The sequence below is a fragment of the Alcaligenes sp. SORT26 genome, from assembly GCF_017377875.1.
GTDB classification, from domain to species: domain Bacteria; phylum Pseudomonadota; class Gammaproteobacteria; order Burkholderiales; family Burkholderiaceae_B; genus Alcaligenes; species Alcaligenes parafaecalis.
Genome location: NZ_CP070975.1, coordinates 2,611,388 through 2,634,327, shown reverse-complemented (window position 1 = coordinate 2,634,327; position 22,940 = coordinate 2,611,388). Strand labels below are relative to the sequence as shown.

The 22,940-nt window shown below is 57.2% G+C and carries 27 protein-coding genes; 4 read left to right on the top strand and 23 right to left on the bottom strand.

Going from position 1 to position 22,940, the window contains the following annotated elements; translation table 11 throughout:
• Positions 1-14: 14 nt before the first annotated feature.
• From tatA to JYG33_RS11960, 21 genes are all read right to left on the bottom strand, one after another.
• The gene (gene tatA, locus JYG33_RS12060) at positions 15-248 is read right to left on the bottom strand and encodes a Sec-independent protein translocase subunit TatA (protein ID WP_207872471.1); all 234 of its coding nucleotides are present in this window, start codon (positions 246-248) and stop codon (positions 15-17) included.
• Between the two features lie 12 nt (positions 249-260).
• Positions 261-629, bottom strand: a complete 369-nt coding sequence (locus tag JYG33_RS12055; protein ID WP_026483636.1) for a histidine triad nucleotide-binding protein — start codon at positions 627-629, stop codon at positions 261-263.
• An 83-nt stretch (positions 630-712) separates the two neighbouring features.
• Positions 713-1,066, bottom strand: coding sequence for a phosphoribosyl-ATP diphosphatase (locus JYG33_RS12050; protein WP_207872470.1), 354 nt, complete (start codon positions 1,064-1,066; stop codon positions 713-715).
• Positions 1,063-1,467 carry a phosphoribosyl-AMP cyclohydrolase gene (gene hisI, locus JYG33_RS12045; RefSeq protein ID WP_207872469.1) on the bottom strand — a complete coding sequence of 135 codons (405 nt, stop codon included), beginning with the start codon at positions 1,465-1,467 and terminating at the stop codon, positions 1,063-1,065. The genes JYG33_RS12050 and hisI overlap by 4 nt, the downstream gene beginning before the upstream one ends.
• Positions 1,467-2,258 (bottom strand): imidazole glycerol phosphate synthase subunit HisF, encoded by a 792-nt coding sequence (hisF, locus tag JYG33_RS12040; RefSeq protein WP_207872468.1) that lies wholly within the window; start codon positions 2,256-2,258, stop codon positions 1,467-1,469. The genes hisI and hisF overlap by 1 nt, the downstream gene beginning before the upstream one ends.
• Entirely contained in the window at positions 2,255-2,995 is a 741-nt protein-coding gene (gene hisA, locus JYG33_RS12035) for a 1-(5-phosphoribosyl)-5-[(5-phosphoribosylamino)methylideneamino]imidazole-4-carboxamide isomerase (RefSeq protein ID WP_207872467.1), read from the bottom strand. The genes hisF and hisA overlap by 4 nt, the downstream gene beginning before the upstream one ends.
• Before the next feature lie 77 nt (positions 2,996-3,072).
• Positions 3,073-3,723 carry an imidazole glycerol phosphate synthase subunit HisH gene (gene hisH, locus JYG33_RS12030; RefSeq protein WP_207872466.1) on the bottom strand — a complete coding sequence of 217 codons (651 nt, stop codon included), beginning with the start codon at positions 3,721-3,723 and terminating at the stop codon, positions 3,073-3,075.
• Between the two features lie 20 nt (positions 3,724-3,743).
• Positions 3,744-4,331, bottom strand: coding sequence for an imidazoleglycerol-phosphate dehydratase HisB (hisB, locus tag JYG33_RS12025; RefSeq protein ID WP_094197990.1), 588 nt, complete (start codon positions 4,329-4,331; stop codon positions 3,744-3,746).
• 25 nt (positions 4,332-4,356) lie between these two features.
• Complete coding sequence (hisD, locus tag JYG33_RS12020) at positions 4,357-5,661, bottom strand: histidinol dehydrogenase (protein WP_207872465.1); 1,305 nt, start codon at positions 5,659-5,661, stop codon at positions 4,357-4,359.
• A gap of 125 nt (positions 5,662-5,786) precedes the next feature.
• Positions 5,787-6,461 (bottom strand): ATP phosphoribosyltransferase, encoded by a 675-nt coding sequence (gene hisG, locus JYG33_RS12015; RefSeq protein WP_189392723.1) that lies wholly within the window; start codon positions 6,459-6,461, stop codon positions 5,787-5,789.
• Complete coding sequence (murA, locus tag JYG33_RS12010) at positions 6,461-7,720, bottom strand: UDP-N-acetylglucosamine 1-carboxyvinyltransferase (protein WP_207872464.1); 1,260 nt, start codon at positions 7,718-7,720, stop codon at positions 6,461-6,463. The genes hisG and murA overlap by 1 nt, the downstream gene beginning before the upstream one ends.
• Complete coding sequence (locus JYG33_RS12005) at positions 7,713-7,961, bottom strand: BolA family protein (RefSeq protein WP_009455487.1); 249 nt, start codon at positions 7,959-7,961, stop codon at positions 7,713-7,715. Before JYG33_RS12005 ends, murA begins: the two co-directional genes overlap by 8 nt.
• A gap of 4 nt (positions 7,962-7,965) precedes the next feature.
• Entirely contained in the window at positions 7,966-8,724 is a 759-nt protein-coding gene (locus JYG33_RS12000; protein ID WP_207875841.1) for an ABC transporter permease, read from the bottom strand.
• A 95-nt stretch (positions 8,725-8,819) separates the two neighbouring features.
• Positions 8,820-9,611 (bottom strand): ABC transporter ATP-binding protein, encoded by a 792-nt coding sequence (locus JYG33_RS11995; RefSeq protein ID WP_009455490.1) that lies wholly within the window; start codon positions 9,609-9,611, stop codon positions 8,820-8,822.
• A 186-nt stretch (positions 9,612-9,797) separates the two neighbouring features.
• Positions 9,798-10,469: an ABC transporter substrate-binding protein gene (locus JYG33_RS11990; protein WP_222669045.1), complete on the bottom strand. Its 672-nt coding sequence runs from the start codon at positions 10,467-10,469 to the stop codon at positions 9,798-9,800.
• 39 nt (positions 10,470-10,508) lie between these two features.
• Positions 10,509-11,291 carry a VacJ family lipoprotein gene (locus JYG33_RS11985; RefSeq protein ID WP_207872463.1) on the bottom strand — a complete coding sequence of 261 codons (783 nt, stop codon included), beginning with the start codon at positions 11,289-11,291 and terminating at the stop codon, positions 10,509-10,511.
• Positions 11,292-11,329: 38 nt separating this feature from the next.
• Positions 11,330-11,806: an outer membrane lipid asymmetry maintenance protein MlaD gene (mlaD, locus tag JYG33_RS11980; protein ID WP_207872462.1), complete on the bottom strand. Its 477-nt coding sequence runs from the start codon at positions 11,804-11,806 to the stop codon at positions 11,330-11,332.
• A gap of 21 nt (positions 11,807-11,827) precedes the next feature.
• On the bottom strand, positions 11,828-12,613 hold the full coding sequence (mlaE, locus tag JYG33_RS11975; protein ID WP_207872461.1) for a lipid asymmetry maintenance ABC transporter permease subunit MlaE: 786 nt from the start codon (positions 12,611-12,613) through the stop codon (positions 11,828-11,830).
• A complete protein-coding gene (locus JYG33_RS11970; protein WP_207872460.1) occupies positions 12,610-13,434 on the bottom strand; it encodes an ABC transporter ATP-binding protein in 825 nt (274 codons plus the stop codon). The genes mlaE and JYG33_RS11970 overlap by 4 nt, the downstream gene beginning before the upstream one ends.
• 186 nt (positions 13,435-13,620) lie before the next feature.
• On the bottom strand, positions 13,621-14,151 hold the full coding sequence (locus JYG33_RS11965) for a chromate transporter (protein WP_207872459.1): 531 nt from the start codon (positions 14,149-14,151) through the stop codon (positions 13,621-13,623).
• On the bottom strand, positions 14,148-14,723 hold the full coding sequence (locus tag JYG33_RS11960) for a chromate transporter (protein ID WP_207872458.1): 576 nt from the start codon (positions 14,721-14,723) through the stop codon (positions 14,148-14,150). The genes JYG33_RS11965 and JYG33_RS11960 overlap by 4 nt, the downstream gene beginning before the upstream one ends.
• Positions 14,724-15,366: 643 nt before the next feature.
• Here JYG33_RS11960 and JYG33_RS11955 point away from each other — a divergent pair.
• The 4 genes from JYG33_RS11955 (at position 15,367) to JYG33_RS11940 (ending at position 20,417) form a co-directional block, all read left to right on the top strand.
• On the top strand, positions 15,367-17,799 hold the full coding sequence (locus tag JYG33_RS11955) for a 3-hydroxyacyl-CoA dehydrogenase NAD-binding domain-containing protein (protein WP_207872457.1): 2,433 nt from the start codon (positions 15,367-15,369) through the stop codon (positions 17,797-17,799).
• A gap of 19 nt (positions 17,800-17,818) precedes the next feature.
• On the top strand, positions 17,819-19,012 hold the full coding sequence (locus JYG33_RS11950) for an acetyl-CoA C-acyltransferase (RefSeq protein ID WP_207872456.1): 1,194 nt from the start codon (positions 17,819-17,821) through the stop codon (positions 19,010-19,012).
• A 256-nt stretch (positions 19,013-19,268) separates the two neighbouring features.
• Positions 19,269-19,757, top strand: a complete 489-nt coding sequence (locus JYG33_RS11945; RefSeq protein ID WP_243430165.1) for a hypothetical protein — start codon at positions 19,269-19,271, stop codon at positions 19,755-19,757.
• A 207-nt stretch (positions 19,758-19,964) separates the two neighbouring features.
• The gene (locus tag JYG33_RS11940; protein ID WP_207872455.1) at positions 19,965-20,417 is read left to right on the top strand and encodes a hypothetical protein; all 453 of its coding nucleotides are present in this window, start codon (positions 19,965-19,967) and stop codon (positions 20,415-20,417) included.
• A 57-nt stretch (positions 20,418-20,474) separates the two neighbouring features.
• Here the strand turns inward: JYG33_RS11940 and JYG33_RS11935 are convergent, their stop codons facing one another.
• Positions 20,475-21,380 carry a DMT family transporter gene (locus JYG33_RS11935; protein ID WP_222669037.1) on the bottom strand — a complete coding sequence of 302 codons (906 nt, stop codon included), beginning with the start codon at positions 21,378-21,380 and terminating at the stop codon, positions 20,475-20,477.
• Between the two features lie 92 nt (positions 21,381-21,472).
• Positions 21,473-22,864, bottom strand: a complete 1,392-nt coding sequence (locus JYG33_RS11930) for a PLP-dependent aminotransferase family protein (protein ID WP_207872454.1) — start codon at positions 22,862-22,864, stop codon at positions 21,473-21,475.
• Between the last annotated feature and the right edge of the window lie 76 nt (positions 22,865-22,940).

The window sequence follows — 22,940 nt, the reverse complement described above, 5'->3', positions numbered from 1 at the left end:
ACACAAGAAGGGGATCAGGCGCGATCGGATTTTTCCTTGGCCTGCACGTCGATCGTTTGGGGATCGGCAGCGCGCTGGCTGACGGATTCGGGTGTTTTGTCTTCTTCACCCACGTCTTTCATGCCTTCTTTAAAGCCTTTGACTGCACCGCCCAGATCCGAGCCGATGTTACGCAGTTTTTTGGTGCCGAAAACCAGGGCAACGATGACCAGAACGATCAGCCAGTGCCAAATGCTAAAGCTACCCATAATGTATCTCCCTTAAGCAGCCATGGCTGCGCGTTGTTGCCATGGGCGCTCACCGCCCAAGATGTGCATGTGTAAATGGTTGATTTCCTGCCCGCCATCCAAACCGTTGTTGATGACAATGCGGAAACCGCCTTCTGGGCCGGGGCGACAACCAGCCTTTGCGGCCAGGGAAGGTGCCAAAGCCATCATTTTACCCAACCATTCGCTATCCTGACCCGATACGTCCTGCATGGAGACGACGTGTTTCTTGGGGATGACCAGGATATGGATTGGTGCGGCTGGGTTGATGTCGTGAAACGCCAGAAAGTCCTCGTCCTCGTAGACTTTTTTGGACGGGATCTGATCAGCAGCAATTTTACAAAACAGACAGTTCTCGCTCATAGCAACCTCGGTAGCGAGGCACTCGCCTAGCGAGTGCCGAAAATCTAGGTATTAGGACAGTGTAGCGCGACTAGATGACAGGATTACACTTGATCCTTAGGCCGCGAAGCTTTTTCTTCCAGTCCTGATGTACCTTCACGGCGCAGCAGTTCTGTCAGCACATCACGCGGCTCCAAACCGTAATAAGTCAGGGCCACCAGACTATGGAACCACAGATCAGCGGTTTCGTAGACAATGCGCTCGCGCTCTTCATCTTTGGCCGCCATGACCAGCTCGGTCGCTTCTTCGCCAATCTTCTTCAAAAAGGCATCCGGGCCTTTGGCCAGCAGCTTGGCCGCGTAGGACGAGGATGGGTCCCCGCCTTGAGCAGGCAAACGGGACTTCAGCGTACGGCCAAGGTGATCCAGGATGGTGTCGATGGTAGGTTGTTCGCTCATCGGTAAATATGCTCCGGGTCTTTCAGGACGGGGTCAACTGTGACCCACTGTGCCTCATCGCTTTGGCCTTGTAGCTGGCGAAAGAAGCAGCTTTCACGCCCCGTATGGCAAGCGATCTGGCCAACCTGCTCCACGCTGAGCAAAATAACGTCACCGTCGCAATCCAGGCGCAAATCGCTGACATGTTGTACGTGGCCGGACTCCTCGCCCTTGCGCCACAGGCGCTTGCGGGAACGCGACCAGTACACGGCGCGGCCGGTGCTGACGGTCTCTTGCAGGGATTCCTGGTTCATCCAGGCCACCATCAAGATTTTGCCCGTGGCCTGATCCTGCGCAATCGCAGGAATCAAACCCTGTTCATCAAAGCGGATTTCAGCCAGCCAAGCCGGTAAGTCAGCCATTAGCGTCGCACCTGAATACCTTGCGCAGCCATGAAATCCTTGGCTTCAGCAATAGTGTGTTGACCATAGTGGAAAATGCTGGCGGCCAGTACGGCGCTGGCACCACCTTGGATGACGCCATCGGCCAGGTCTTGCAGCCCGCCCACACCGCCAGAGGCGATGACGGGAACGGAGACGGCATCAGACACAGCACGGGTCAGTTCCAGATCAAAGCCGGATTTGGTGCCGTCGCGGTCCATGCTGGTCAAGAGCAGCTCACCTGCGCCGTATTCGGCCATGCGAGCAGCCCACTCAACCACATCCAGGCCGGTTGCGCGGCGACCACCGTGGGTAAAGACTTCCCAGCGGGGGGCTTCGTTCTCGGCGCTGACACGGCGGGCATCAATGGCCACGACCATGCACTGTTTGCCGTGATGGTCGCTGGCGGCACGCACCAGGTCAGGATTGCTGATGGCGGCGCTGTTGATGGACACTTTGTCCGCACCGGCATTGAGCAGGCGCTGGATGTCGGCCACTTCGCGCACACCACCACCCACCGTCAGGGGGATGAAAATCTGGCTGGCCACCTGTTCGATGATGGGCAAAATCAGATCGCGGTTGTCCGAGGTGGCGGTAATGTCCAGGAATGTGAGTTCGTCAGCGCCCTGGTCGTTGTATTTGCGGGCGATCTCAACCGGGTCTCCGGCATCGACCAGGCCCACAAAGTTGATGCCTTTAACGACACGACCGGCGGTGACATCCAGACAAGGAATGATGCGGCAGGCTAATTCGCTTGTGACGTCCTGGCTCATGCCTGGTACTCGTCAGCAAAGGTTTGTGCCTCGGCAAAATTCAGGGTGCCTTCGTAGATGCTGCGGCCCAGAATGACACCCTCAACCCCTTCGTGCTCGACGGCACACAGGTCTTCGATGTCTTTCAGGTTGGTCACGCCGCCAGAGGCAATAACCGGGATCTTCACGTGCTGGGACAGCTTGACGGTGGCTTCAATATTGACGCCTGTCAGCATGCCATCACGGCCGATGTCGGTGTAGATAATGGATTCGCAGCCGTAGTCTTCAAACTTCTTGGCCAGATCCAGCACGTCGTGGCGCGTCAGCTTGCTCCAGCCGTCGGTGGCGATTTTGCCATCACGAGCATCCAGGCCAACAATGATGCTGCCTGGGAAAGCGCTGCAGGCGTCTTGCAAAAAGCCGGGGCTTTTGACAGCGGCGGTGCCAATGATGACATAGCTCATGCCAGCATCCAGATAGCGCTCGATGGTATCCAGGTCGCGAATACCACCGCCGATCTGGACGGGAATTTCACCGTCAATGGCAGCAATAATGGATTTGATGGCTTCGCCGTTTTTGGGCTTGCCCGCGAAGGCGCCGTTCAGGTCCACCAGATGCAGGCGACGGGCCCCTTGCTCTAGCCACTGTGTTGCTATTTTGGCCGGATCATCCGAGAAAATAGTGGCGTCATCCAGGTCACCCTGGCGTAGGCGCACACAACGCCCGTCTTTAAGGTCGATGGCGGGAATCAAAAGCATGGTCTTTAGCCGTAAAAAACGTAAGAAATACTGGGTCGGAAAAAGTCAGAAAAACGCTGGGGAGGCTTATTGAAAAATCATGGCTTCCAGTTGGCGAAATTCCGGAACAGTTGCAGGCCGTTGTCTGCACTTTTCTCAGGATGGCATTGCAACGCAAAAATATTAGCGTTTGCTATCGCAGAGGTAAAGCGTTGGCCATAGTGCGTCGAACCACAAGTTTGATCTATATGCAGCGGATCGACAAAGTAGCTGTGTACAAAGTAAAAGAACGCGCCATCCTCAATGCCAGCCCATAAGGGATGATCCTGAGTCTGGTGTACGCGGTTCCAGCCAATATGGGGCACTTTCAACCCGGGGCCGGAGTCAGCAGGATCACTGCTTTTGTAGTTGGGGCCTTCAAAACGGCGCACTTGGCCGGGAATCAGACCTAAACAGGGGACGTCGCCTTCCTGGCTGGAGTCGAACAGCATTTGTTCGCCAACGCAGATACCCAGCAAGGGCTTGCTGCGTGCTGCCGTCAGGAGGGCATCGCGCAAACCGGACTGGTCCAGGTGGGCCATGCAATCAGGCATGGCGCCCTGGCCGGGTAATACAACCCGGTCCGCATCCAGAATGGCTTGAGGGGTTTGAGCAAGAATGATGCGCGCATCAGGTGCGGCGGCATGCAGTGCTCGGGCAACCGAGAAGATGTTGCCCGAACCGTAATCGACAATAGCGATAGTGGTCACGATATGTGTCCGAAGGACGTTTACAGAACCCCTTTGGTCGAAGGCACCACGCCTTCGCTACGTGGGTCCAGCTCCAGAGCCATGCGCAATGCTCGGCCAAAGGCTTTGAACACGGTTTCGCACTGGTGGTGTGCGTTTTCGCCGCGCAGGTTATCGATGTGCATAGAAACCAGGGCGTGATTCACAAAACCCTGGAAAAACTCGCGTGCCAAGTCTACATCGAACTGGCCGATTCGTGCGCGGGTAAAGGGCACAAAATAAAATAGACCTGGGCGACCGGAGAAGTCCACGACTACGCGCGACAGAGCTTCGTCCAGCGGCACGTAGGAGTGGCCGTAACGGCGCAGACCGGCTTTGCTGCCTACGGCCTTGGCAAAAGCCTGGCCCAGCGCAATGCCAATATCCTCGACGGTATGGTGATCGTCGATGTGGGTATCGCCCTCACAGTGCACGTCCAGGTCAATCAGGCCGTGGCGGGCAATCTGGTCCAGCATGTGGTCCAGAAAAGGCACGCCGCTGTTGAGCGAGTGACGGCCAGTGCCGTCCAGGTTAACGGCCACGCGGATGCGGGTTTCATTAGTATTGCGGGTAATCTCGGCGGTACGCATATCAGAGCCGGCGGCAAGGCCGGTATCAGGATTGGTTCAATCGGAATTGCGCGCTGGCAGCGTGGGCGTACAGCCCCTCGCCTTGTGCCAGCGTAGCGGCTATGGGTCCCAGTGTTTGGGCGCCTGATTCTGAAACCTGGATAATGCTGCTGCGTTTCTGGAAATCGTAGACGCCCAAGGGTGACGAGAAACGCGCAGTGCGTGCCGTCGGCAGGACATGGTTAGGCCCGGCACAGTAATCGCCCAGCGATTCGGAGCTGTAGGGGCCCAGGAAAATGGCGCCAGCATGGCGGATTTTGCCCAACAAGTCCTGGGCGTTCTGGGTAGAGACTTCCAGGTGTTCCGGCGCGATATGGTTGCTGATCCGACAGGCCTCGTCCAGATCACGGACGTGGATCAGGGCACCACGGCCTGACAGGCTGCGGCGGATGATGTCCGCACGTGGCATGGTAGGCAATAAACGTTCGATAGCCGCTTCAACCTGATCCAGGAAGTCGGCATCGGGGCACAGCAAGATGGCCTGGGCCAGCTCGTCGTGTTCGGCCTGGGAGAACAGGTCCATGGCCACCCAGTCGGCAGGGGCACTGCCGTCGCTGATGATCAGGATCTCGGAGGGGCCAGCAATCATGTCGATGCCCACCACGCCAAAGACGCGGCGCTTGGCAGCGGCCACATAGGCGTTGCCGGGGCCGACAATCTTGTCCACTGCAGGCACTGTGTCTGTACCGTAGGCCAGGGCGCCTACTGCTTGCGCGCCACCAATGGTGAATACGCGATCAACACCACCCAGAGCGGCAGCCGCCAGTACGATGGGGTTGCGCACGCCATCGGGTGTAGGCGTGACCATGATCAGTTCAGGAACGCCCGCCACTTTGGCAGGGATGGCGTTCATCAGAACGGAAGAGGGGTAAGCCGCCTTGCCACCGGGAACGTACAGTCCCACACGGTCCAAGGGAGTGACCTGTTGTCCCAGCACGGTGCCGTCGGCTTCTGTGTAGGTCCAGGTTTCCGTGCGTTGATGCTCGTGATAGCGGCGCACGCGTTCGGCGGCCTGTTCCAGTGCCTTGCGCTGATCGGCAGGCAGGCTGCCCAGAGCCGCAAACAGTTCTTCTTTAGAGATTTCCAGTGCGCTGGCCTGTTCAACCGCCATGCGATCAAAGCGGCGTGTGTAGTCCAGCAAGGCCGTGTCTCCCTCATGCTGGATACGATGCAGGATCTCGGCACAGGCGTGCTCAATAGACGCGTCTTCGGACGCTTCGTAAGCCAGTAGAGTGCGCAGTTCGGCATCGAACTGGGCGGATTGGGAGTTCAGGCGATGGATCAGTGACATGTCGCTATAGGAAAAAGCTAAGGTTCAAAGGCCAGTGTATAACATTTCGCTTAGGCAAAAAGCGGTCTACGCCTTTTGCCTAAGCTGGATTCACCGACTGTTTACACCAGGGAGGTGAAGAGGGCTTATTCGTCCACCGAAGCGCGCGAGAATGCGTCGATCAGGGGTTGCAACTGAGCGCCACGGTTCTTCATGGCGGCCTGGTTGACGATCAGGCGCGAGGAGATAGGGCTGATATCTTCCACTTCCACCAGTTTGTTGGCGCGCAGAGTGCCACCGCTGGAGACCAGATCCACAATGGCGTCGGCCAGACCGACCAGCGGAGCCAGCTCCATGGAGCCATACAGCTTGATCAGGTCCACGTACACACCCTTGCTGGCGAAGTGTTCGCGGGCAGCTCGGGTGTATTTGGTGGCGATACGCAGGCGCGAACCTTGCTTGACGGCCGAATGGTAGTCAAAGCCTTCGGCTACGGCCACGCACAGACGGCAGCGGGCAATGTTCAGGTCTACCGGCTGATACAGACCGCCGGGGTGCTGTTCCATGTGCTCGTACAGCACGTCCTTACCGGCAATCCCGATATGGGCGGCACCGTACTGCACATAGGTCGGGACATCCGTGGCACGCACAATAATCAGACGCAGGTCAGGACTATTGGTAGGCAGGATCAGTTTGCGCGACGTCTCTGGGCTTTCCAGCACCTTGATACCGGCCTCTTCCAGCAAAGGCAGGGTTTCGTCAAAAATCCGGCCTTTGGACAAGGCCAGCGTCAGAGGTTGATTTAAACCGGCGGGACTCATTAGGTTTCCTTGCTGCTGATTCGCTCGATATTGGCGCCTACGGCTTGAAGCTTGGCTTCCATACGGTCGTAGCCACGGTCAAGATGGTAGATGCGTTCGACGGTGGTGTCACCCCGAGCGGCCAGGCCCGCAATGACCAGGCTGGCCGAAGCACGCAGATCCGTTGCCATGACGGTGGCGCCGGTCAGATAGGGGGCGCCGGTAATGACGGCCATATGGCCTTCGATATCAATCTGTGCACCCAGGCGATTCAGTTCCTGTACGTGCATGTAGCGATTTTCAAAGATGGTTTCCACGACCGAGGCAGTGCCATCCGCAATGGTGTTCAGTGCCATCAGTTGAGCCTGCATGTCCGTGGGAAAGCCCGGGTATTCGCTGGTGCGGAAGCTGACGGCCTTGGGGCGCTGATTCATGCTGGCCTTGATCCAGTCAGGGCCGGTTTCAATCTGCAGGCCCGCTTCGCGCAGCTTGTCCAGAGTGGCACCCATGGCGTCGGCATCGGTATTGCGCAAGGTCAGTTCGCCACCGGTAGCAGCAACGGCGCACAGGAACGTACCTGCTTCAATGCGGTCCGGGCAAATGCGGTGGGTGGCACCGTGCAGGCGTTCTACACCATCAATCACAATGCGGTCCGTGCCGTGGCCCTGAATTTTGGCGCCCATTTTGATCAGCAGTTCGGCCAGATCAATAATTTCGGGTTCGCGTGCGGCGTTTTCCAGAATGGTCTGACCTTCCGCCAGGACCGCTGCCATCATCAGGTTTTCAGTACCGGTGACAGTCACCATATCGGTGCGCACGACGGCACCGCGCAAGCGTTTGGCGCGGGCATTCACAAAACCATGTTCGACATGGATTTCCGCACCCATGGCCGCCAGGCCCTTGATGTGCTGGTCCACGGGACGTTGGCCAATGGCGCAACCACCGGGCAGGCTGACGCGGGCCTCGCCAAAGCGGGCCAACAAGGGGCCCAGCACCAGAATCGAGGCACGCATGGTTTTCACCAGCTCGTACGGCGCTTCCAGATTGGTGATATTGCCTGCATTCAGCTCCAGCGTGCCATTGCGCGCCTGGCTGACACCCAACTGACCCAAGAGTTTCAGGGTGGTGTCGATATCGCGCAGACGCGGGACATTTTCCAGGTACACCGTATCAGCCGTCAGCAGACTGGCGCACAAGATAGGCAGGGCGGCGTTTTTGGCGCCAGAGACGGTGATCTCGCCATTCAGGCGTTGACCGCCTGTGATGCGTAATTTATCCATTCGGATTGGCCTTGTATTCGTCGGGGGTAAGCGTGCGCATGGACAGGGCGTGGATTTCAGCTTTCATGCGGTCACCCAGGGCCTTGTAGACCAGTTGGTGACGGGCAATCAGACGTTTGCCTTCAAAGGCGGTGCTGACGATCAGGGCCTCAAAGTGCGAACCATCGCCTTGCACTTGCAAGTGTTCACAGGGCAGGTTGTCGGCAATGTATTGGTGAACTTGTTCGGGGGTCGGCAACATGAAATCAATTCCGTAATTTATAGCCTGAGGCAAGCAGGCGTAGCGAAATCAGACACAGCGCAACAAAGACGCTGGCGACAACGGTCAGGCTGAACCAGGGAGAAATATCCGAGGCGGCAAAAAAACCGTAGCGGAATCCGTCAATGGTGTAGAGCAGCGGATTCCAGTGTGAAACAGTTTGCCAGAAGGGCGGCAAGCTATGGATGGAGTAAAACACACCCGACAGGAAGGTGGCGGGCATGATTAGAAAGTTCTGGAACGCTGCCAGTTGGTCGAATTTTTCAGACCACAAACCGGCGATCAGCCCCAGGGTGCCCATGATGCCGCAAGACAGGATGGCAAAGACCAATACCCACAAGGGCTTGGAGATGGGCAGAGACACAAAGAACAGGGACACCAGCCAGACACAGAGGCCCACACAGATACCGCGGGCGATGGACGCCAGCAGGTAGGCCGAGAAGATTTCGCGGTGCGAGAGCGGCGGCAGCAGGATAAAGACCAGATTGCCCGTGATACGGCTTTGAATGAGTGATGAAGAGGGGTTGGCAAAGGCGTTTTGCAACATGCTCATCATCATCAGGCCCGGAATCAGGAAGGCGGTATAGGGCACGGAGTCGTACACCGTGACGCGGCCTTCCAGGACGTGGGCGAAAATCAGCAAATACATCAGCGCCGTCAGCACGGGGGCGGCGATGGTCTGAAAGCCCACTTTCCAGAAACGCATCAGCTCTTTACGCAGCAGCGTTGGAAAGCCCGAACCCATTTTGGGTTGCGGGGGCAGGCTAAGGGTCCCGATTTTGGCTGCGGGAGCGTCCGTGTTCTGAGGCACGCCCCAGTGTTTTGGGGAGTTGTTCTGATTCATAGCGCCACCCCCATTTTTCCTTCGTTGTGCATGATGCGCACAAATGCATCCTCCAGATCGTGGCCGCCTGCGCGCTCCATGATGGCTTGCGTGGTATCCAGAGCAACGATCTTGCCGCTTTTCAGCATGGCCAGCCGACCACAGAGAGCCTGGGCTTCTTCCAGGTAGTGGGTGGTCAGCAAGATGGTGTGGCCTTGTTGATTCAGACGAATGATGAACTCCCATAGCGTGCGGCGCAGATCCACGTCCACACCGGCAGTGGGTTCATCCAGAATAATGACAGGGGGGCGGTGCACCAGCGCCTGGGCCACCAGAACGCGGCGCTTCATGCCGCCGGACAAGGCACGCATATTGACGTCTGCCTTGTCGCTCAAGGCCAGATTGGCCAGAATTTCGTCGATCCAGTCGTCATTGTTTTTCAGGCCAAAGTAGCCCGATTGCAGACGCAGGGTTTCACGGACGGTGAAAAAGGGATCGTAAACAATTTCCTGCGGCACCACGCCCAGCGATTGGCGGGCTTTCTGGTACTGGGTGCGCACATCGTAACCACAGACGCTGACCTGGCCGCTAGTGGGGCGGGTCAGGCCGGCCAGCATGGAGATCAGGGTTGTTTTGCCGGCGCCGTTAGGGCCGAGCAAGCCAAAAAATTCACCATGTTCGATAGTCAGGCTGACCTGATCGACGGCCAGAAAACCGGCATCGGAACGAGGAGGGGAAAACAGGCTTTTGAGTCCCCGGCTTTGGGGAGCGAAGCGTTTGCTGACGTTATCGAGTTTGAAGGCGGACATGGCAGTGTGGGTTGGCCTGACGCGGGTGTGGCGGTGGAAGTCGTCGCTGTAGCGTCTTTGTTAACTAAACAGGCCTACGCATGGGCGTAGACCTGTTTGAGGGTGATCAGGCTCTTTATTATAGAGTACGACTCTGGTCTGCTTAAGAATGCCCGACCAAAGCGCCCGTGCTTGCCACGGCCTGTCTTAACTGTTTTGCTTGTTCAGCGCCTGAATCAGGCCATCAATACCGCCCTGTTCAATTTGCTGGGAGAACTGGTTGCGGTAGTTCTGGATCAGCCAGATGCCTTCCACGTTCAAGTCGTAGATTTTCCAGCCTTCTGGTGTTTTTTCCAGACGGTAATCCACGCCCACGGGGCCGCCGTTAGGCTGGGTCAGCGAGGAGCGCACCACCACATCATCCGCATTGGCATCGCCACGGAAAGGCAGAATGGTCAGTTGGGTCTTGTCGTCAACGCGGGACAGGGCGCCGCTATAGGTACGCACCAGCGTGCCCTTGAAGGCATCAACCAGCTTCTGGCGCTGCTCGGCATTGGCTTGACGCCAGTAACGACCAGCAGCCAGGCGGGTGGTCTTTTCCAGATTCACGTAAGGCATGATGTGGTCGTTGACCGCAGCCATGATGGCAGCACGATCACCCTTGCGGATGGATTCGCTTTCCTTGACGACTTGCAAGGCCTGATTGCCGACCGCTTCAACAAACTTGTTGGGCTCCCCTTTGGGGTCAGCCGCTTGTGCTTGAGCCGCCACAGCGTGCAAACACAGGGCCAAGGCTGCACAGACGGTCAGAATCCAGGAAATCAGGCGAGAGGGAGAGGACTGCAAAGCAGTCCCGCCCAAGGCGGGACGGGAAATCATAAAAAAACTCCAGATGAGTGTTCTGCGGGCAGGGCGTTTTTATTCGTCTGCGTCCGAGTAATCAGGCAAATCCTGGCTGGTATCGCCACCGGTGCGGCGAGCTTGCACCAAGGCATGGCGTCGTTGCAGGTAAGCGTCGCGTATGAAGCTGTAGCGGTCAAGGGCGATGTCGTTAACAAGTTTTTCTGCATCCAGCACGCCAGCGCGGGCATCCAGAGCCCACAGACCCATGATGCTGTTGCGTACGGGTACATCCTTGATGGCCATGATCGGACCCGTGGACGAGAAGCCTTCCAGGAAGCTGGTGCCGCGTGCCACACCGTCACGAACCGTGCTGGGGCCAAAGAAGGGCAGAACCACGTAAGGGCCAGATTTGACGCCCCATACGCCCAGCGTCACGCCAAAGTCGTTGGGGATGCGCTTGGAGCCGTTCATGGTGGCAACGTCGATACAACCGCCCAGCCCCATGGTGGAGTTGAACAGGACGCGACCCAGGGTGTTGAAGAAGTCAACGTGTTCGCCTTGCAGGAAGCTGTTGACGGCCGACCAGGCATCGCCCAGGTTGTTGAAAATGTTACTAATACATGTGCGTGCAGGCTGCGGCGTCAGAGCGTTATAGCCTTCTGCAATCGGTTTGATCAGCGCGCCGTCCACGGTTTCGTTAAAGGCGTAGATGCCGCGGTTCATGCCTTCCCAAGGATCCTGGGGGTTGGGGTTAGGCACGCTGGCGCAACCAGCCACAAGCGCAGCACTGGCACCGATCAGGCTCAAACGGACTCCACGGGGCAGGGAGTAAGAGCGGCGAGTTGTTGTTGTATTCATGATTGTGTCGTCTGTAATGAGCATGAGGCAGCCGGGTCTTACTCCGTTTTGGAGCCGCCTTCCTTGGAGGCTGTGTTGTAGAGGAACTTGCTGATCAGTTCTTCCAGCACAACCGCGCTTTGGGTATAGGTAATGGTGCTGCCACCTTGTAGGTCTTTATCGTCGCCACCGGCGGTCAGGCCAATGTACTGCTCGCCCAGCAGACCCGAGGTCAGGATAGAGGCCGAGGTATCCAGGGGGAATTTGTAGTGTTCGTCCATATCCAGCGTAACCACGGCTTTGAAATCCTGATTATCAAAACCAATGGAGCCCACGCGACCCACGACCACACCGCTGGCCTTGATAGGGGCACGCGGTTTCAGGCCACCCAGATTATCGAATTTGGCCGATACCTGGTAGGTTTTGGCAAAGGAAAAAGTACTGAGGTTACCCGCACGCAGGGCCAGGAATGCCAGTGCGACCAGCCCCAGCAAAACAAACAGGCCAACCCAGAAATCGGTTTTCTCGCGATTCATAGCTGAGCAATTCCTAAATAGTTAACTGAACATAAGGGCGGTGAGCAGGAAGTCCGTGCCCAATACCGCCAAAGCGCCGCTGACGACCGTGCGTGTGGTCGCGCGAGAAACGCCTTCGGGCGTGGCCTTGGCATGCCAGCCCATATAGAGCGCAATCAAGGTGACGATCAGGCCAAATACCAGGCTTTTGATCACTCCGTTGAGTACGTCATCAATCACATCGACGCCGTTTTGCATTTGCGACCAGAAGGCGCCTGCATCAATGCCGATCATTTGTACACCGACTACATAGCCGCCCAAAATACCGACCATGGAAAACACCGCGGCCAGTATGGGCATGGCAATTATGCCGCCCCAAAAACGCGGCACCAGCAGGCGGCGTATGGGGTCTACTGCCATGACTTCCATGGCGGCAATCTGCTCGCCAGCCTTCATCAGGCCGATTTCGGCGGTCAGCGAGGTGCCTGCCCGGCCTGCAAAGAGCAGGGCGGTGACGACGGGGCCAAGCTCACGCACCAGTGACAGGGCGACCAGCAGGCCCAGAGCCTCTTCGGAGCCATAGCGGTTCAGCGTGTAATACCCCTGCAAACCCAGTACAAAACCCACGAACAGGCCGGAAACGGCAATGATCAGCAGCGAATAGTTGCCAATAAAGTGGATTTGCTGGGAAACCAGACGCGGACGACGCCATAAGAGGGACGAACGGGCCAGCAAGGCGGCAAACAGGCGGCTGAATGCACCCAGGCCGTAAATGCTATTACGTATGGCAGCGCCTAGCGCGCTAATCGGGGCGGTGATGAAATTCATGAGCGCGTCGTCCGATTCTGGAGCCAGGCTTCAAAAGCCGGGGTGACGGGGTAGTTAAAGGCGATAGGGCCGTCGGGCTCGCCACGCAGGAACTGCTGTACGTAAGGATCTTTGGATGCCCGCAGCTCTGTGGGCGTACCCTGGGTCAGCAAGCGGCCCTGGCCCACCATATAGACCTGGTCGGCAATGGCAAAGGATTCGGCAACATCATGCGTAATCAGTACCGAAGCGCAGTTCAGGCGGTCGGTCAGGTCGCGAATCAGTTGGGCGGTAATACCCATGGAAATGGGGTCCAGACCGGCAAAGGGCTCGTCGTACAGAATCAGTTCCGGTTCCAGCACAATGGCGCGGGCTAAGGCGACCCGGCGAGCCATGCCGCCAGAGATCTCGTTCACGCCCAAATGGGCGGCGGCGCGCAAACCTACGGCATCCAGCTTGTCCAGCACACGGTCCTGGATGTCGGATTCGTTGGCATTGGTCAGCTCTCGCAAGGGAAAGGCCACGTTTTCAAACACATTCAGGTCGGTAAACAGAGCGCCTTGCTGAAACAGGACACCCATGCGTTGGCGCGTTTGGCGCAGGTCCTCGCCGTCGAGTTTGGCCAAGTCCTGGCCAAAAACCGTAACAGTCCCTTTCTGCGCACGGATTTGCCCGGTGGCAGCACGCAGAAGTGTTGTTTTTCCGGAACCTGAGCCCCCCATCATGGCGACGACCTGGCCTTTCTGGACGGTCATGGACACGTTCGCCAGCACGGTGAAGGCACCATAGCCCAGCGAAGCAGAATCCAGATTTAGTACGGCTTGGTCAGTATTTACAGCCATGTCGCGGGCAAGATGGGATAAAAGGACCTGCCATTGTACCGCTTGCGCGTCTGGCGGCTCAATGTATTGCACTCCATGAACGGCAGATCGTGACTCTTTTATGACCCTTTTGTGGCCCTTGATACAGCCGCTTACTTCAAGCCGGGTTTGGCTGTGAAGTCGTCCTTTTTATGTGTCGAATTTGTCTTAGATAGCGGGTTGTATCAAAGCGAACAGCAATCCGCCGCATGCCAGCAACCATAAAGGGTTGATGCGGCTAAGCAGCAAAATGGCTGTACAGGCCAGAGCCGTACCCCAGGCCCACAGCCCGCCCTGAGCCGCTTTCAGAATCGTGCCGCTGGCCGCCAGAATCATCCCGGCGGCAATGGGCAGCAGGCCGATCTCGATGGCGCGAATAATGCGGGTGCCTTCATAGCGCTTCCAGATGGTCGCCAGGTAATAGATCAGCAAGGCAGAGGGCAGGAAAATGGCGACAGAGGCGGCCAGTGCTCCGGCCCAGCCTGCCGCTTTCCAGCCCACCAGGGTGACAAGTAAGGATTTGGGGCCGGGCGTCAGGCGTGACAGGGCGAACAGATCCAGAAACTCCTGATTGCTGAGCCAGCCATGGATTTCTACTGATTGCCGATGAATCTCGGGAATGATGCTTTGCCCGCCACCTATCGTCAGAAAAGACAGGGGGGCGAATACACGCATGAGCTGGAGCAGAATCGTGATCATGATTGCTCCACGGATGAGTCTCCTAGCTGCAACCAGGCATACCAGACGGACAGCGGCGCGCAGATCAGAATAACGGGGATCAGGCTCCATTCCATGACGAAAATGCCGACAAAAACTGCCAACATGATCGCAATTGGGACGATTCCGGTGGCGGCGCTGCGCGCCGAACGTACCCCCATTTCAAGCGACAGACCGATTGCTGCGGCGGCAATTCCGGCCATGACCTGGGGCACCAGAGTAGACCCCGTCAGTTGTTCCAGGCCAATCAGCATCAGAATAGCCAAGAGCAGCGGCGGGAGCACCATGCCCAGCGTGGCAACCAAAGCCCCCGGTCCGGCCAGCAGACGGTAACCAATCCATATAGAGAGATTCACCACATTGATGCCGGGCAGTGCCTGGGACAGGGCCAGGCCGCTCAGAAAGTCTGCTTGGCTCATCAAACGGCGCTGGACGACAAACTCGCGCATTAACCAGCCACTCAAGCCCCCGCCAAAGCTGGTCAGGCCAATGCGGGCAAAGATCAGAAACAGGGCACTTAAGGATAAAGGGGCAGCTTCTTGGGACCGGGTCATAGGGAAATGAGGGCGGATCGGGCTCGTAAAAGTGGAAGTTTGAACATTCTGGCATACAAATTAAGCCGTTTTTGCCCTCTTGTGGGCTTGTGTGGGCAGGCTAGTCTCCGGGGTAACGGTGTTTTCGGGCCCTTGTGGGCAAGAAAATGGGGTCCAGGCAGGGGAGGCCAAATTTTTTTTCAGTCCTCCAGTGTTTCTTATTTGTTTGAAATATTTAATGAAATAAATTAATTAACAGGGTTTAAAAATTAAATAGAAATCTGATTGAAATAAATAAAAAAAGAATTAAAAAAATAACTTGAAACCATGCGGGATGCCAGCTTGCCAAGGCTGGGTCAGCTTCTGGCTAATGAGGGGTGTAATGAGCTTTTTTCAGGTTCAATCTGTTGAAATAAAAGAGATTGAAACGACTGTTTGAATTCTCTACAAGGTGCTGGAGTCACCAGGCAAGCAAGCCACGATCGAGTCATGGACAGTTTTATGAAGATGGATTTGATCTATGCCCATCTTTGAATCAAAATAAAAAAGACTTTATGGTCTTAAAACCGGTTGTGCGTGTACGATTATTCGATTGCCTCGCATCGTAGAGCGTCCGTTTGGGACCTTATGCTGCGTGGGGTTTCAGTTTCCTGGAGACAAACCTATGACATCTAGTTCAGCCAGTGCAGTGACGGGCGGTGCCCGTACCTTGCGTCGGGTCGCCGTGTGCGGTGCCGGCGTCATGGGCGCGCAAATTGCCGCTCATTGCGTGAATGCAGGCATACCAGTAGTTCTGTTTGATCTGCCCGCCCGCGAGGGGCCGAAAAACGGGATCGCCATTCGTGCGATTGCCAATCTGCGCAAAATGAATCCCGCTCCCTTGGGTACGCCAGACCTGGCTGACCTGATCGAGCCCGCCAACTACGAAGATAATCTGGACCGTCTGGCCGATTGCGATCTGGTGATCGAAGCCATTGCCGAACGTCTGGACTGGAAACAGGACCTGTACCGCAAGATCGGGCCAGCTCTGAATCCCAACGCCATCATTGCCAGCAACACGTCCGGCCTGTCCATCACTTCCCTGGCAGACGTTTTGCCGGAAGCGCTGCGCCCACGTTTTTGCGGCGTGCACTTTTTCAACCCACCCCGCTACATGAGCCTGGTGGAGCTGATCCCCACGAAATACACCCAGCCAGCCTTGCTGGATACTCTGGAAACTTTCCTGGTATCGCAGTTGGGCAAGGGCGTGGTTCGCGCCAAAGATACCCCCAACTTCATCGGTAACCGTATCGGTGTGTTTGGCATTCTGTCCGTGTTCGAGCAAGCTCGCCGTTTCTCCCTGACTTACGAGCAGGTTGATGAATTGACAGGCACTCGCCTGGGCCGTGCCAAATCGGGTACTTACCGTACCGCCGACGTTGTCGGTCTGGACACGCTGGCTCACGTGATCCGCACCATGCAGGATCAATTGCCTGATGACAGCTTCAAAGCTCACTTTGGCTTGCCGCCCGAAGTGCAGGGCTTGATCGATGCGGGCGCATTGGGTCAGAAGACAGGCGCCGGTTTCTTCCGCAAGAAAGGCCGTGAGATTCAGCGCTTCGATGCTCAGCAACGTGATTACGTGGCTGCTGATCAGAAAATTGATCCCGATGTTGCTGCCATTCTGGCTGTACGTGACCCGGCTGAGCGCCTGCGTCAGTTGCGTGAGTCCGACAAGCCTCAAGCTCAATTCGTGTGGGCGGTATTGCGCGACACCTTCCACTACAGCGCCATTCATCTGCAAGACATTGCTGACAACGCACGTCAATTGGACCTGGCCTTGAAATGGGGCTTTGGTCACAAGCAAGGCCCGTTCGAGATCTGGCAAGCTGCCGGATGGCGTCAAGTGGCCGAGTGGATCAATCAGGATATCCAGGATGGCAAGACCCTCAGCAGCCAGCCGCTGCCAGATTGGGCTACCCGTGGTCCCGTATGGGAGGCGCAAGGCGTGCATACCGCCGCCGGTTCCTGGAATCCGTCGCAATCGCGCTTTGAAGGCCGTAGCGAACTGCCTGTTTACCAGCGTCACATTGGCACCCCTTTGCTGGTGGGCGAGGTCGAGTCTCTGGAAACCACTACGGTTTTTGAAGATGAGTCCGTACGCTGCTGGACGCTGCCTGCACCGCACCCACAAGATGTGCTGATCGTGTCCTTCAAGACCAAGATGCACACGTTAAGCCCCGGTGTGGTCAATGGCATGTTCAAGGCAATTGAATTGGCCGAAGCCTCGTATCAGGCTCTGGTGGTGGCTCAGGATGGTGATCCATTCTCCGCAGGCGCCGACCTGAAAGCCATTCTGCCTGTGTTTGAGAAAGAAGGTGTGGCTGGAGTTGAGCCGGTGGAACGTGCCATGCAAGACATGGTTTTACGTATCCGTTACGCACAAGTGCCTGTGGTGGCTGCGGTTGCCGGTCTGGCCTTGGGTGGTGGTTGCGAACTGGCTGTGCATTGCGCGCACCGTGTCGCTCATTTCGAGTCTTACATCGGTCTGGTGGAAGTGGGTGTGGGTCTGGTTCCAGGTGCAGGTGGCCTGGCGTACTCGGCTCGCCGCTCTGCTGAACTCCAGGCGATGGGCGCACCCGACGCCCCATTGCTGGCTTACCTGAAGCGTTTTGCTCTGGCGATTGCTAGCGCTCAAGTGTCGCGCTCCGCTCTGGATGCTCGTCAGCTTGGCTTCCTGAAAGAGTCCGACACCATCGTCATGAACCGTCAGGAACTGGTTTACGTTGCCGTCCGTCAGGCACAGGCTCTGGCCAGCACCGGTTGGCGTGCTCCTTTGCCACGTCGCTTCCCGGTTGCCGGTCGCGATGGCATCGCCACGCTGAAGGCTCAACTGGTGAACATGAAAGAAGGTGGTTTCATCTCGGAATATGACTTCCATATCGCCGAGAAGGTCGTAACCGTGATCTGCGGGGGCGATGTTGATCCAGGCTCGTTGGTGGATGAAGCATGGATGATGGCGCAAGAGCGGCAGGCTTTCCTGGAGCTGCTCAATTCCCCCAAGACCCAGGAACGTATTACTGGGATGTTGAGTACTGGCAAGCCGGTGCGTAACTAGAGCGGATCAAGGAGTAGACATGACTGTACAACAAGCTTATATCGTCGCTGCCAAGCGTACGCCCATCGGCAAAGCACCTCGCGGTGTGTTCTCGGCCTACCGTCCTGACGAGTTGCTGGCTGAAGCCATTCGCGGCACGCTGGCGGGTGTGCCCACTCTGGACCCGGCTGCCATTGAAGAAGTCGTGGCTGGTTGCGCTCTGCCCGAAGGCCCACAAGGCTTTAACGTGGCGCGTATCTCTGCCTTGCTGGCAGGTCTGCCACATACCGTGGCGGGCATGACCGTCAACCGTTTCTGCGCCTCGGGTTTGAGTGCCATTGCCATTGCTGCCGACCGTATCCGTACGGGTCAGGCGGACATCATTGTGGCTGCCGGTGTGGAATCCATGAGCCAAGTGCCCGTAATGGGCGTTGGCACCACATTCAGCCCGGAGATTTTCACTTCGGATGAAAACTATGGCATTGCCTATGGCATGGGTCTGACGGCTGAAGAAGTGGCCCGTCAGTGGAAAGTATCCCGTGAAGATCAGGATGCGTTTGCCTTGGTTTCGCACCAGAAAGCCGTCAAGGCCTGGGAATCCGGCGAGTTCGCGGGTGAGGTTCTGCCCGTGTCGGTAACGCGCCGTCAGCCTAACTTGAGCACTCAGGAAATCTCGGTCAAAACCCAAGTGGTGGATCGTGACGAAGGCCCGCGCCCCGATACCAGCCTGGAAGTGCTGGCCAAGCTGCGCCCCGTATTTGCAGCTCGTGGTTCGGTCACGGCTGGCAACAGCTCGCAGACTTCGGACGGGGCAGGTGCCTTGCTGGTCGTTTCCGAGCGTGCTTTGCGTGAGCACAACCTGACACCGTTGGCCCGTTTCGTGACTTTCTCGGTCCGTGGCGTGCCTCCGCAGATCATGGGTATCGGTCCTAAAGAAGCCGTGCCTCATGCCTTGGCCTTGGCTGGCTTGAAGCAAGATCAGATGGACTGGATCGAGCTGAACGAAGCCTTTGCCGCTCAATCTCTGGCGGTGATTCGTGATCTGGGCCTGGACCCAGAGCGCGTCAACCCGCTGGGTGGCGCTATTGCCATGGGCCACCCTTTGGGTGCGACCGGTGCCATGCGTGCTGCTACCGTGGTTCATGCCTTGCAGCGTCGTCAACTGAAGTACGGCATGCTGACCATGTGTATTGGTACAGGCATGGGCGCTGCCGGGATTTTCGAGCGAACCTAATCTCAGGTCTGCCACTGCTTCTATCGCTGTAGTACAAAGCCGCCTTCGGGCGGCTTTTTTATTGATGCTCGCCAGGCTTTGGAGGGTAACTGCTCAAGTATCAAAAACGTAAAGGTTTGTTGTTGTCATAGAGTGGACATGGACTCGCATCATAGTTCTTTTATCTGGCGGTCGACTGGATACGCAGGCCCAGCATCCACTCCGCCTGTCACACTTTGATAACTGCTTTTGAGCGGGTGCTTGCAAAGGAGGTGAGATGGTCGTGCTGCTTTTGTGGATGCTCTTGGCTTTTGGCTTGGCGGCAATGGTGGTACTTGTCGGTATTACCTTGGAGTGGGGCGGCTCTTTGCCGTATCTGGCCGCGCTGGTACTGCTCGTGCCCGTCGGTTTCCTGATTGCTAGTGGCCGAGCTTTTATACGCTATCAGCGGGCCTTGCCTGAGCAGTGCTTGTATCAGCGTTTGGTGTCACAAGATGCCAAGCGGTGCCAAGCGATGATCGTGGCCCACGATGAATTGCTTCCCGGTGTGCTCCAGTTGGCTTACCCCCTATTGCGTTTAAGCCTGGATGTGGCTGGCAGCAGGGCGTTTGTAGATGTTCTGGTGCAGCCCGAGTTGTTCAGCCGATTCCGTCCGGGTAACACCGTGGCTGTGCTATGCGACCCTAATGATCCTGCGCTTTGCGCTGTTGATCGTGAACAGGTCGCCTTGCAGCTTCGGCCTGTGTCGAATTCATATGGTGATTGACGCTATGTTGTGGGATAGATAGAAACAGTGATGCGGATTGTCGTCGTACTTGAGCGCTGGTATGCCCCACTTTGAAACAGGAAGCAGGTATCTGCAAAAATACTAGTGGCCCGCCGTGTGATCGATATACTGATAAAAGGCAAGAGCACGAGCAAAATCCGGGCAGCCGCTTCCCAAGGACATTCACATACCTACGGAGGTACGACATTGAAAACGCACACTGATCCCGTTAAGTACGATGCTGTGGACTGGCATGTGGGTGGGGACTACCCTTCTGACTTGGGTCCGCAAGGCGGGCGCACACATATCGGCATGTATTTGGCCTGGCTGGTAGAAAAAGGCCTGTTGGCTAATGCCTTTCTGGATCGCTATCCCAACGAAGTCCGGCAGTGTCGAGATCACATGCTGAAGGGCTCGCAACTGCTTCAAGAGTGTTGTGACGATGTGCTGGTCAGCGAAGATCTGTCAGATCTGGGCAAATCCTTCAGCGATTTTTATTACGACGAGCTGTATCTGGACGATTACGTGGAAACGCTGGACGACGAGGTTCTGCCGTCCATCTACCATGTGCCTGACGATTGGGATACCTACGAAACCCTGCGTCCCGTGCTGGAGCGACGTTACCAGCACTGGCGTCAGGAGCAGGGGTTGGAGGACTGATTTCTGCTCCTCGGCTTTCAGGTGCTAGAAGCGCTGCCTGTGGGCAGCGCAGCGGACTTACGCTGCCCTGCGCCTGCCAATCAGCCCCGTGGCCAGCAAGGTGCCAAACAGTACCGTACTCATGCCGATCAGCATTTGTGCAGTCAGAGCTTCGTCCAGCAGCAAGGCTCCCCACAGCACGCCAAAGGGCGGGACCAGAAAGGTCACCGTAATGGTTTTGGAGGGGCCGACATTGGACAGCAGGCGGTAAAAAATCAGATAGGCGACGGCCGTACACAATAAGGATAAAGACAGCGCTGCGCCCCAGGCATGCAGGCCCGGCAGTTGGGCGGGCCACCAGTAAATGGCAGCAGGTAACAAAATCAGAGTCGCACTGACCATGCTGCCTGCGGCCACGGCTTGTGGCTGTACGCCTCGCAGATAGCGGGCTGTAAAGTTGGCAGCAATGCCGTAAAACACGGTAGCCAATAAGGAAGCCAGGACGGCCCAGCCTTCGGCCCCTTTGTTGAAACTCAGCTTGTCGTACACCAGAATCAGAATACCCAGAAAGCCCAAACAGAGCCCCAGTATGCGGCTGGGTGTCAGGCGTTCCTTCAGCCAGACGCGGGCGACCAGTGCGCCAAACAAGGGTGCCATGGCATTCAGAACGGCCAGCAAGCCTGACTCCAGACGCAGGGCCGCAAAGGCATATAAGGAGAAGGGCACGGCGGCATTCAGAACACCCAAGGCAAAGATGGGTTTCCAGTTCGCCAGAAAGACGGGCAAGCGTCCTGTGACGGTGATGTAGCTCATCAAAGCCAGGGCGCTGACACCGACACGGACTGCTGTCAGCGGAAAGGGGCCAAACTCCGGGACCGCTTGAAGCGTAAATAAAAACGAGCCGCCCCAAATGGCGGCCAGCAGGAATAAATCGCGTAAGTCTTTGGGGGACATGGGAATGGTGTCGGTGGCGGCGGTCCGCATGGGCCGTCTAACAGAGCCGATTGTAATCCTCTGGCTGCGGCGCGGGCATCTGGCTTGGGCGGCTACAGCCAGATCGGGAGTTGCCTGACTCTTTAAACAGACAACTCTTTATCAAGTGCCCGCTTCAACACGTTAAAGATCCGTTTGTCGCTGCATTGGGCCACGTTGAAACGCAGAAACCGGGCGGCATCCGGGGCTTGGCTGAAGACGGGGCCGGGAGCTAGCACCACGCCATGGGGCAGGCAGGCGCGTGCCAGCCTGAGTGCATCGTGTCCGGCGGGTAAGCAAGCCCACAGAAACATGCCCTCGCGGGGGCGTAACCACGGTGTCAGGCCTAGCTGTTCCAGTTGTGTCACGGTGTGGTCCATCGCCTTGGAGAGCCGGTGCCGGACTCGCTCCAGATGTTTGCGATAGCCGCTGTCGCCAAGTGCGCTGTGCAAGATATGCGAAGCCAGACGGTTGCTGCTGAAACTGGTGGCCGTACGCAGATCGACCAGACTGTCTATCCACGGAGCCTGGGCGGCGATATAGCCGCAACGCAAGGATGCAGACAAGGTTTTGGAGAAACTGCCTATCTGTACCACCCGGGACAGGCCATCCAGGGCGGCCAGGCGGGTGGCAGGACGAGATTCAAGATCCCCAAAAATATCGTCTTCGATAATGTAGAGATCTGCACGTTGCGCCATGGCCAGAACACTGTGGGCAGTTGTGGCTGACAAACGCGCTCCGGTCGGGTTGTGTATACCGGAATTGGTGATGTACAGGCGAGGTTTGTGTTCTTGCAAGGCGGCTTCAAAGGCGTGCAGGTCCGGTCCCTGATGGGTATACGGGACACTGGCAACTTTGGCGCGATGCGCGCGCAGCAAAGCATGGAAATTGAAGTAGCAGGGGTCGTCCACCAGCACGGTATCGCCCGGCTCCAAAAAGAAGCGGCAGATCAAATCAATGGCGTGAGTGCCCGAGTCGGTCAACATGATGTGATGGGGGGCGACATCAATCTCGGACTGGACCAGGCGGCGGGCCAGCAGTTGGCGTAGCGGCTCCAGGCCCAGGGGCGAGCCGTAATCCGTCAGGTCTGCATTAGAACTGCGTGCGGCTTTGCGTAGCCCTCGGCGTACGCCTTGGTCGTACATCCAGTCCGACGGTAGCCAACCACAGCCCGGCATCAACATGTCCTGACCTGCTTCCAGCGATTGGCGCGAGATCCATAGGGGGTCGATATCCCGTTCCAGTGCAGGTTCCAGCGCAGCCAGGCTCAAGGGGGCCAAGGGGGCGGTCACGTAAAAACCGGAGCCTGCCCGTGCCTCTATCAAGCCTTCGGCAGCCAGCCTGCCATACGCCTCCACAATCGTAGAGATTGATACCCCTGCCGATTGGGCTTGAGCACGTACGGACGGGAGCCGGGTGCCGGGCGGGTAGGTGCGTGCGGCAATGCGTTCGCGCACGGATTGCATGATGTGGTCGATGCGAGTTAAAGAGGGCATGGGCTGGGCACGGTGTATGGGTCTAGTGAGCAATACAGTTTTTAAAAACTGTACTGGACTGTGCCTGTGTATGCTG

Coding starts and splice junctions, on each gene's coding strand:
- JYG33_RS11995 (WP_009455490.1), bottom strand. CDS start 9,611: ATGTCCGCCTTCAAACTCGATAACGTCAGCAAACGCTTCGCTCCCCAA.
- mlaE (WP_207872461.1), bottom strand. CDS start 12,613: ATGAATTTCATCACCGCCCCGATTAGCGCGCTAGGCGCTGCCATACGT.
- hisF (WP_207872468.1), bottom strand. CDS start 2,258: ATGAGCCAGGACGTCACAAGCGAATTAGCCTGCCGCATCATTCCTTGT.
- JYG33_RS12005 (WP_009455487.1), bottom strand. CDS start 7,961: ATGTTGCCGACCCCCGAACAAGTTCACCAATACATTGCCGACAACCTG.
- hisD (WP_207872465.1), bottom strand. CDS start 5,661: ATGTCACTGATCCATCGCCTGAACTCCCAATCCGCCCAGTTCGATGCC.
- JYG33_RS11935 (WP_222669037.1), bottom strand. CDS start 21,380: ATGCGGACCGCCGCCACCGACACCATTCCCATGTCCCCCAAAGACTTA.
- tatA (WP_207872471.1), bottom strand. CDS start 248: ATGGGTAGCTTTAGCATTTGGCACTGGCTGATCGTTCTGGTCATCGTT.
- JYG33_RS11965 (WP_207872459.1), bottom strand. CDS start 14,151: ATGATCACGATTCTGCTCCAGCTCATGCGTGTATTCGCCCCCCTGTCT.
- murA (WP_207872464.1), bottom strand. CDS start 7,720: ATGGATAAATTACGCATCACAGGCGGTCAACGCCTGAATGGCGAGATC.
- JYG33_RS11930 (WP_207872454.1), bottom strand. CDS start 22,864: ATGCCCTCTTTAACTCGCATCGACCACATCATGCAATCCGTGCGCGAA.
- JYG33_RS11955 (WP_207872457.1), top strand. CDS start 15,367: ATGACATCTAGTTCAGCCAGTGCAGTGACGGGCGGTGCCCGTACCTTG.
- hisB (WP_094197990.1), bottom strand. CDS start 4,331: ATGCGTACCGCCGAGATTACCCGCAATACTAATGAAACCCGCATCCGC.
- JYG33_RS12050 (WP_207872470.1), bottom strand. CDS start 1,066: ATGAGCGAACAACCTACCATCGACACCATCCTGGATCACCTTGGCCGT.
- hisA (WP_207872467.1), bottom strand. CDS start 2,995: ATGCTTTTGATTCCCGCCATCGACCTTAAAGACGGGCGTTGTGTGCGC.
- JYG33_RS11960 (WP_207872458.1), bottom strand. CDS start 14,723: ATGACCCGGTCCCAAGAAGCTGCCCCTTTATCCTTAAGTGCCCTGTTT.
- JYG33_RS11945 (WP_243430165.1), top strand. CDS start 19,269: ATGGTCGTGCTGCTTTTGTGGATGCTCTTGGCTTTTGGCTTGGCGGCA.
- JYG33_RS11970 (WP_207872460.1), bottom strand. CDS start 13,434: ATGGCTGTAAATACTGACCAAGCCGTACTAAATCTGGATTCTGCTTCG.
- JYG33_RS11985 (WP_207872463.1), bottom strand. CDS start 11,291: ATGAATACAACAACAACTCGCCGCTCTTACTCCCTGCCCCGTGGAGTC.
- hisG (WP_189392723.1), bottom strand. CDS start 6,461: ATGAGTCCCGCCGGTTTAAATCAACCTCTGACGCTGGCCTTGTCCAAA.
- JYG33_RS11950 (WP_207872456.1), top strand. CDS start 17,819: ATGACTGTACAACAAGCTTATATCGTCGCTGCCAAGCGTACGCCCATC.
- hisI (WP_207872469.1), bottom strand. CDS start 1,467: ATGGCTGACTTACCGGCTTGGCTGGCTGAAATCCGCTTTGATGAACAG.
- JYG33_RS11990 (WP_222669045.1), bottom strand. CDS start 10,469: ATGATTTCCCGTCCCGCCTTGGGCGGGACTGCTTTGCAGTCCTCTCCC.
- mlaD (WP_207872462.1), bottom strand. CDS start 11,806: ATGAATCGCGAGAAAACCGATTTCTGGGTTGGCCTGTTTGTTTTGCTG.
- JYG33_RS12000 (WP_207875841.1), bottom strand. CDS start 8,724: ATGGGTTCGGGCTTTCCAACGCTGCTGCGTAAAGAGCTGATGCGTTTC.
- JYG33_RS12055 (WP_026483636.1), bottom strand. CDS start 629: ATGAGCGAGAACTGTCTGTTTTGTAAAATTGCTGCTGATCAGATCCCG.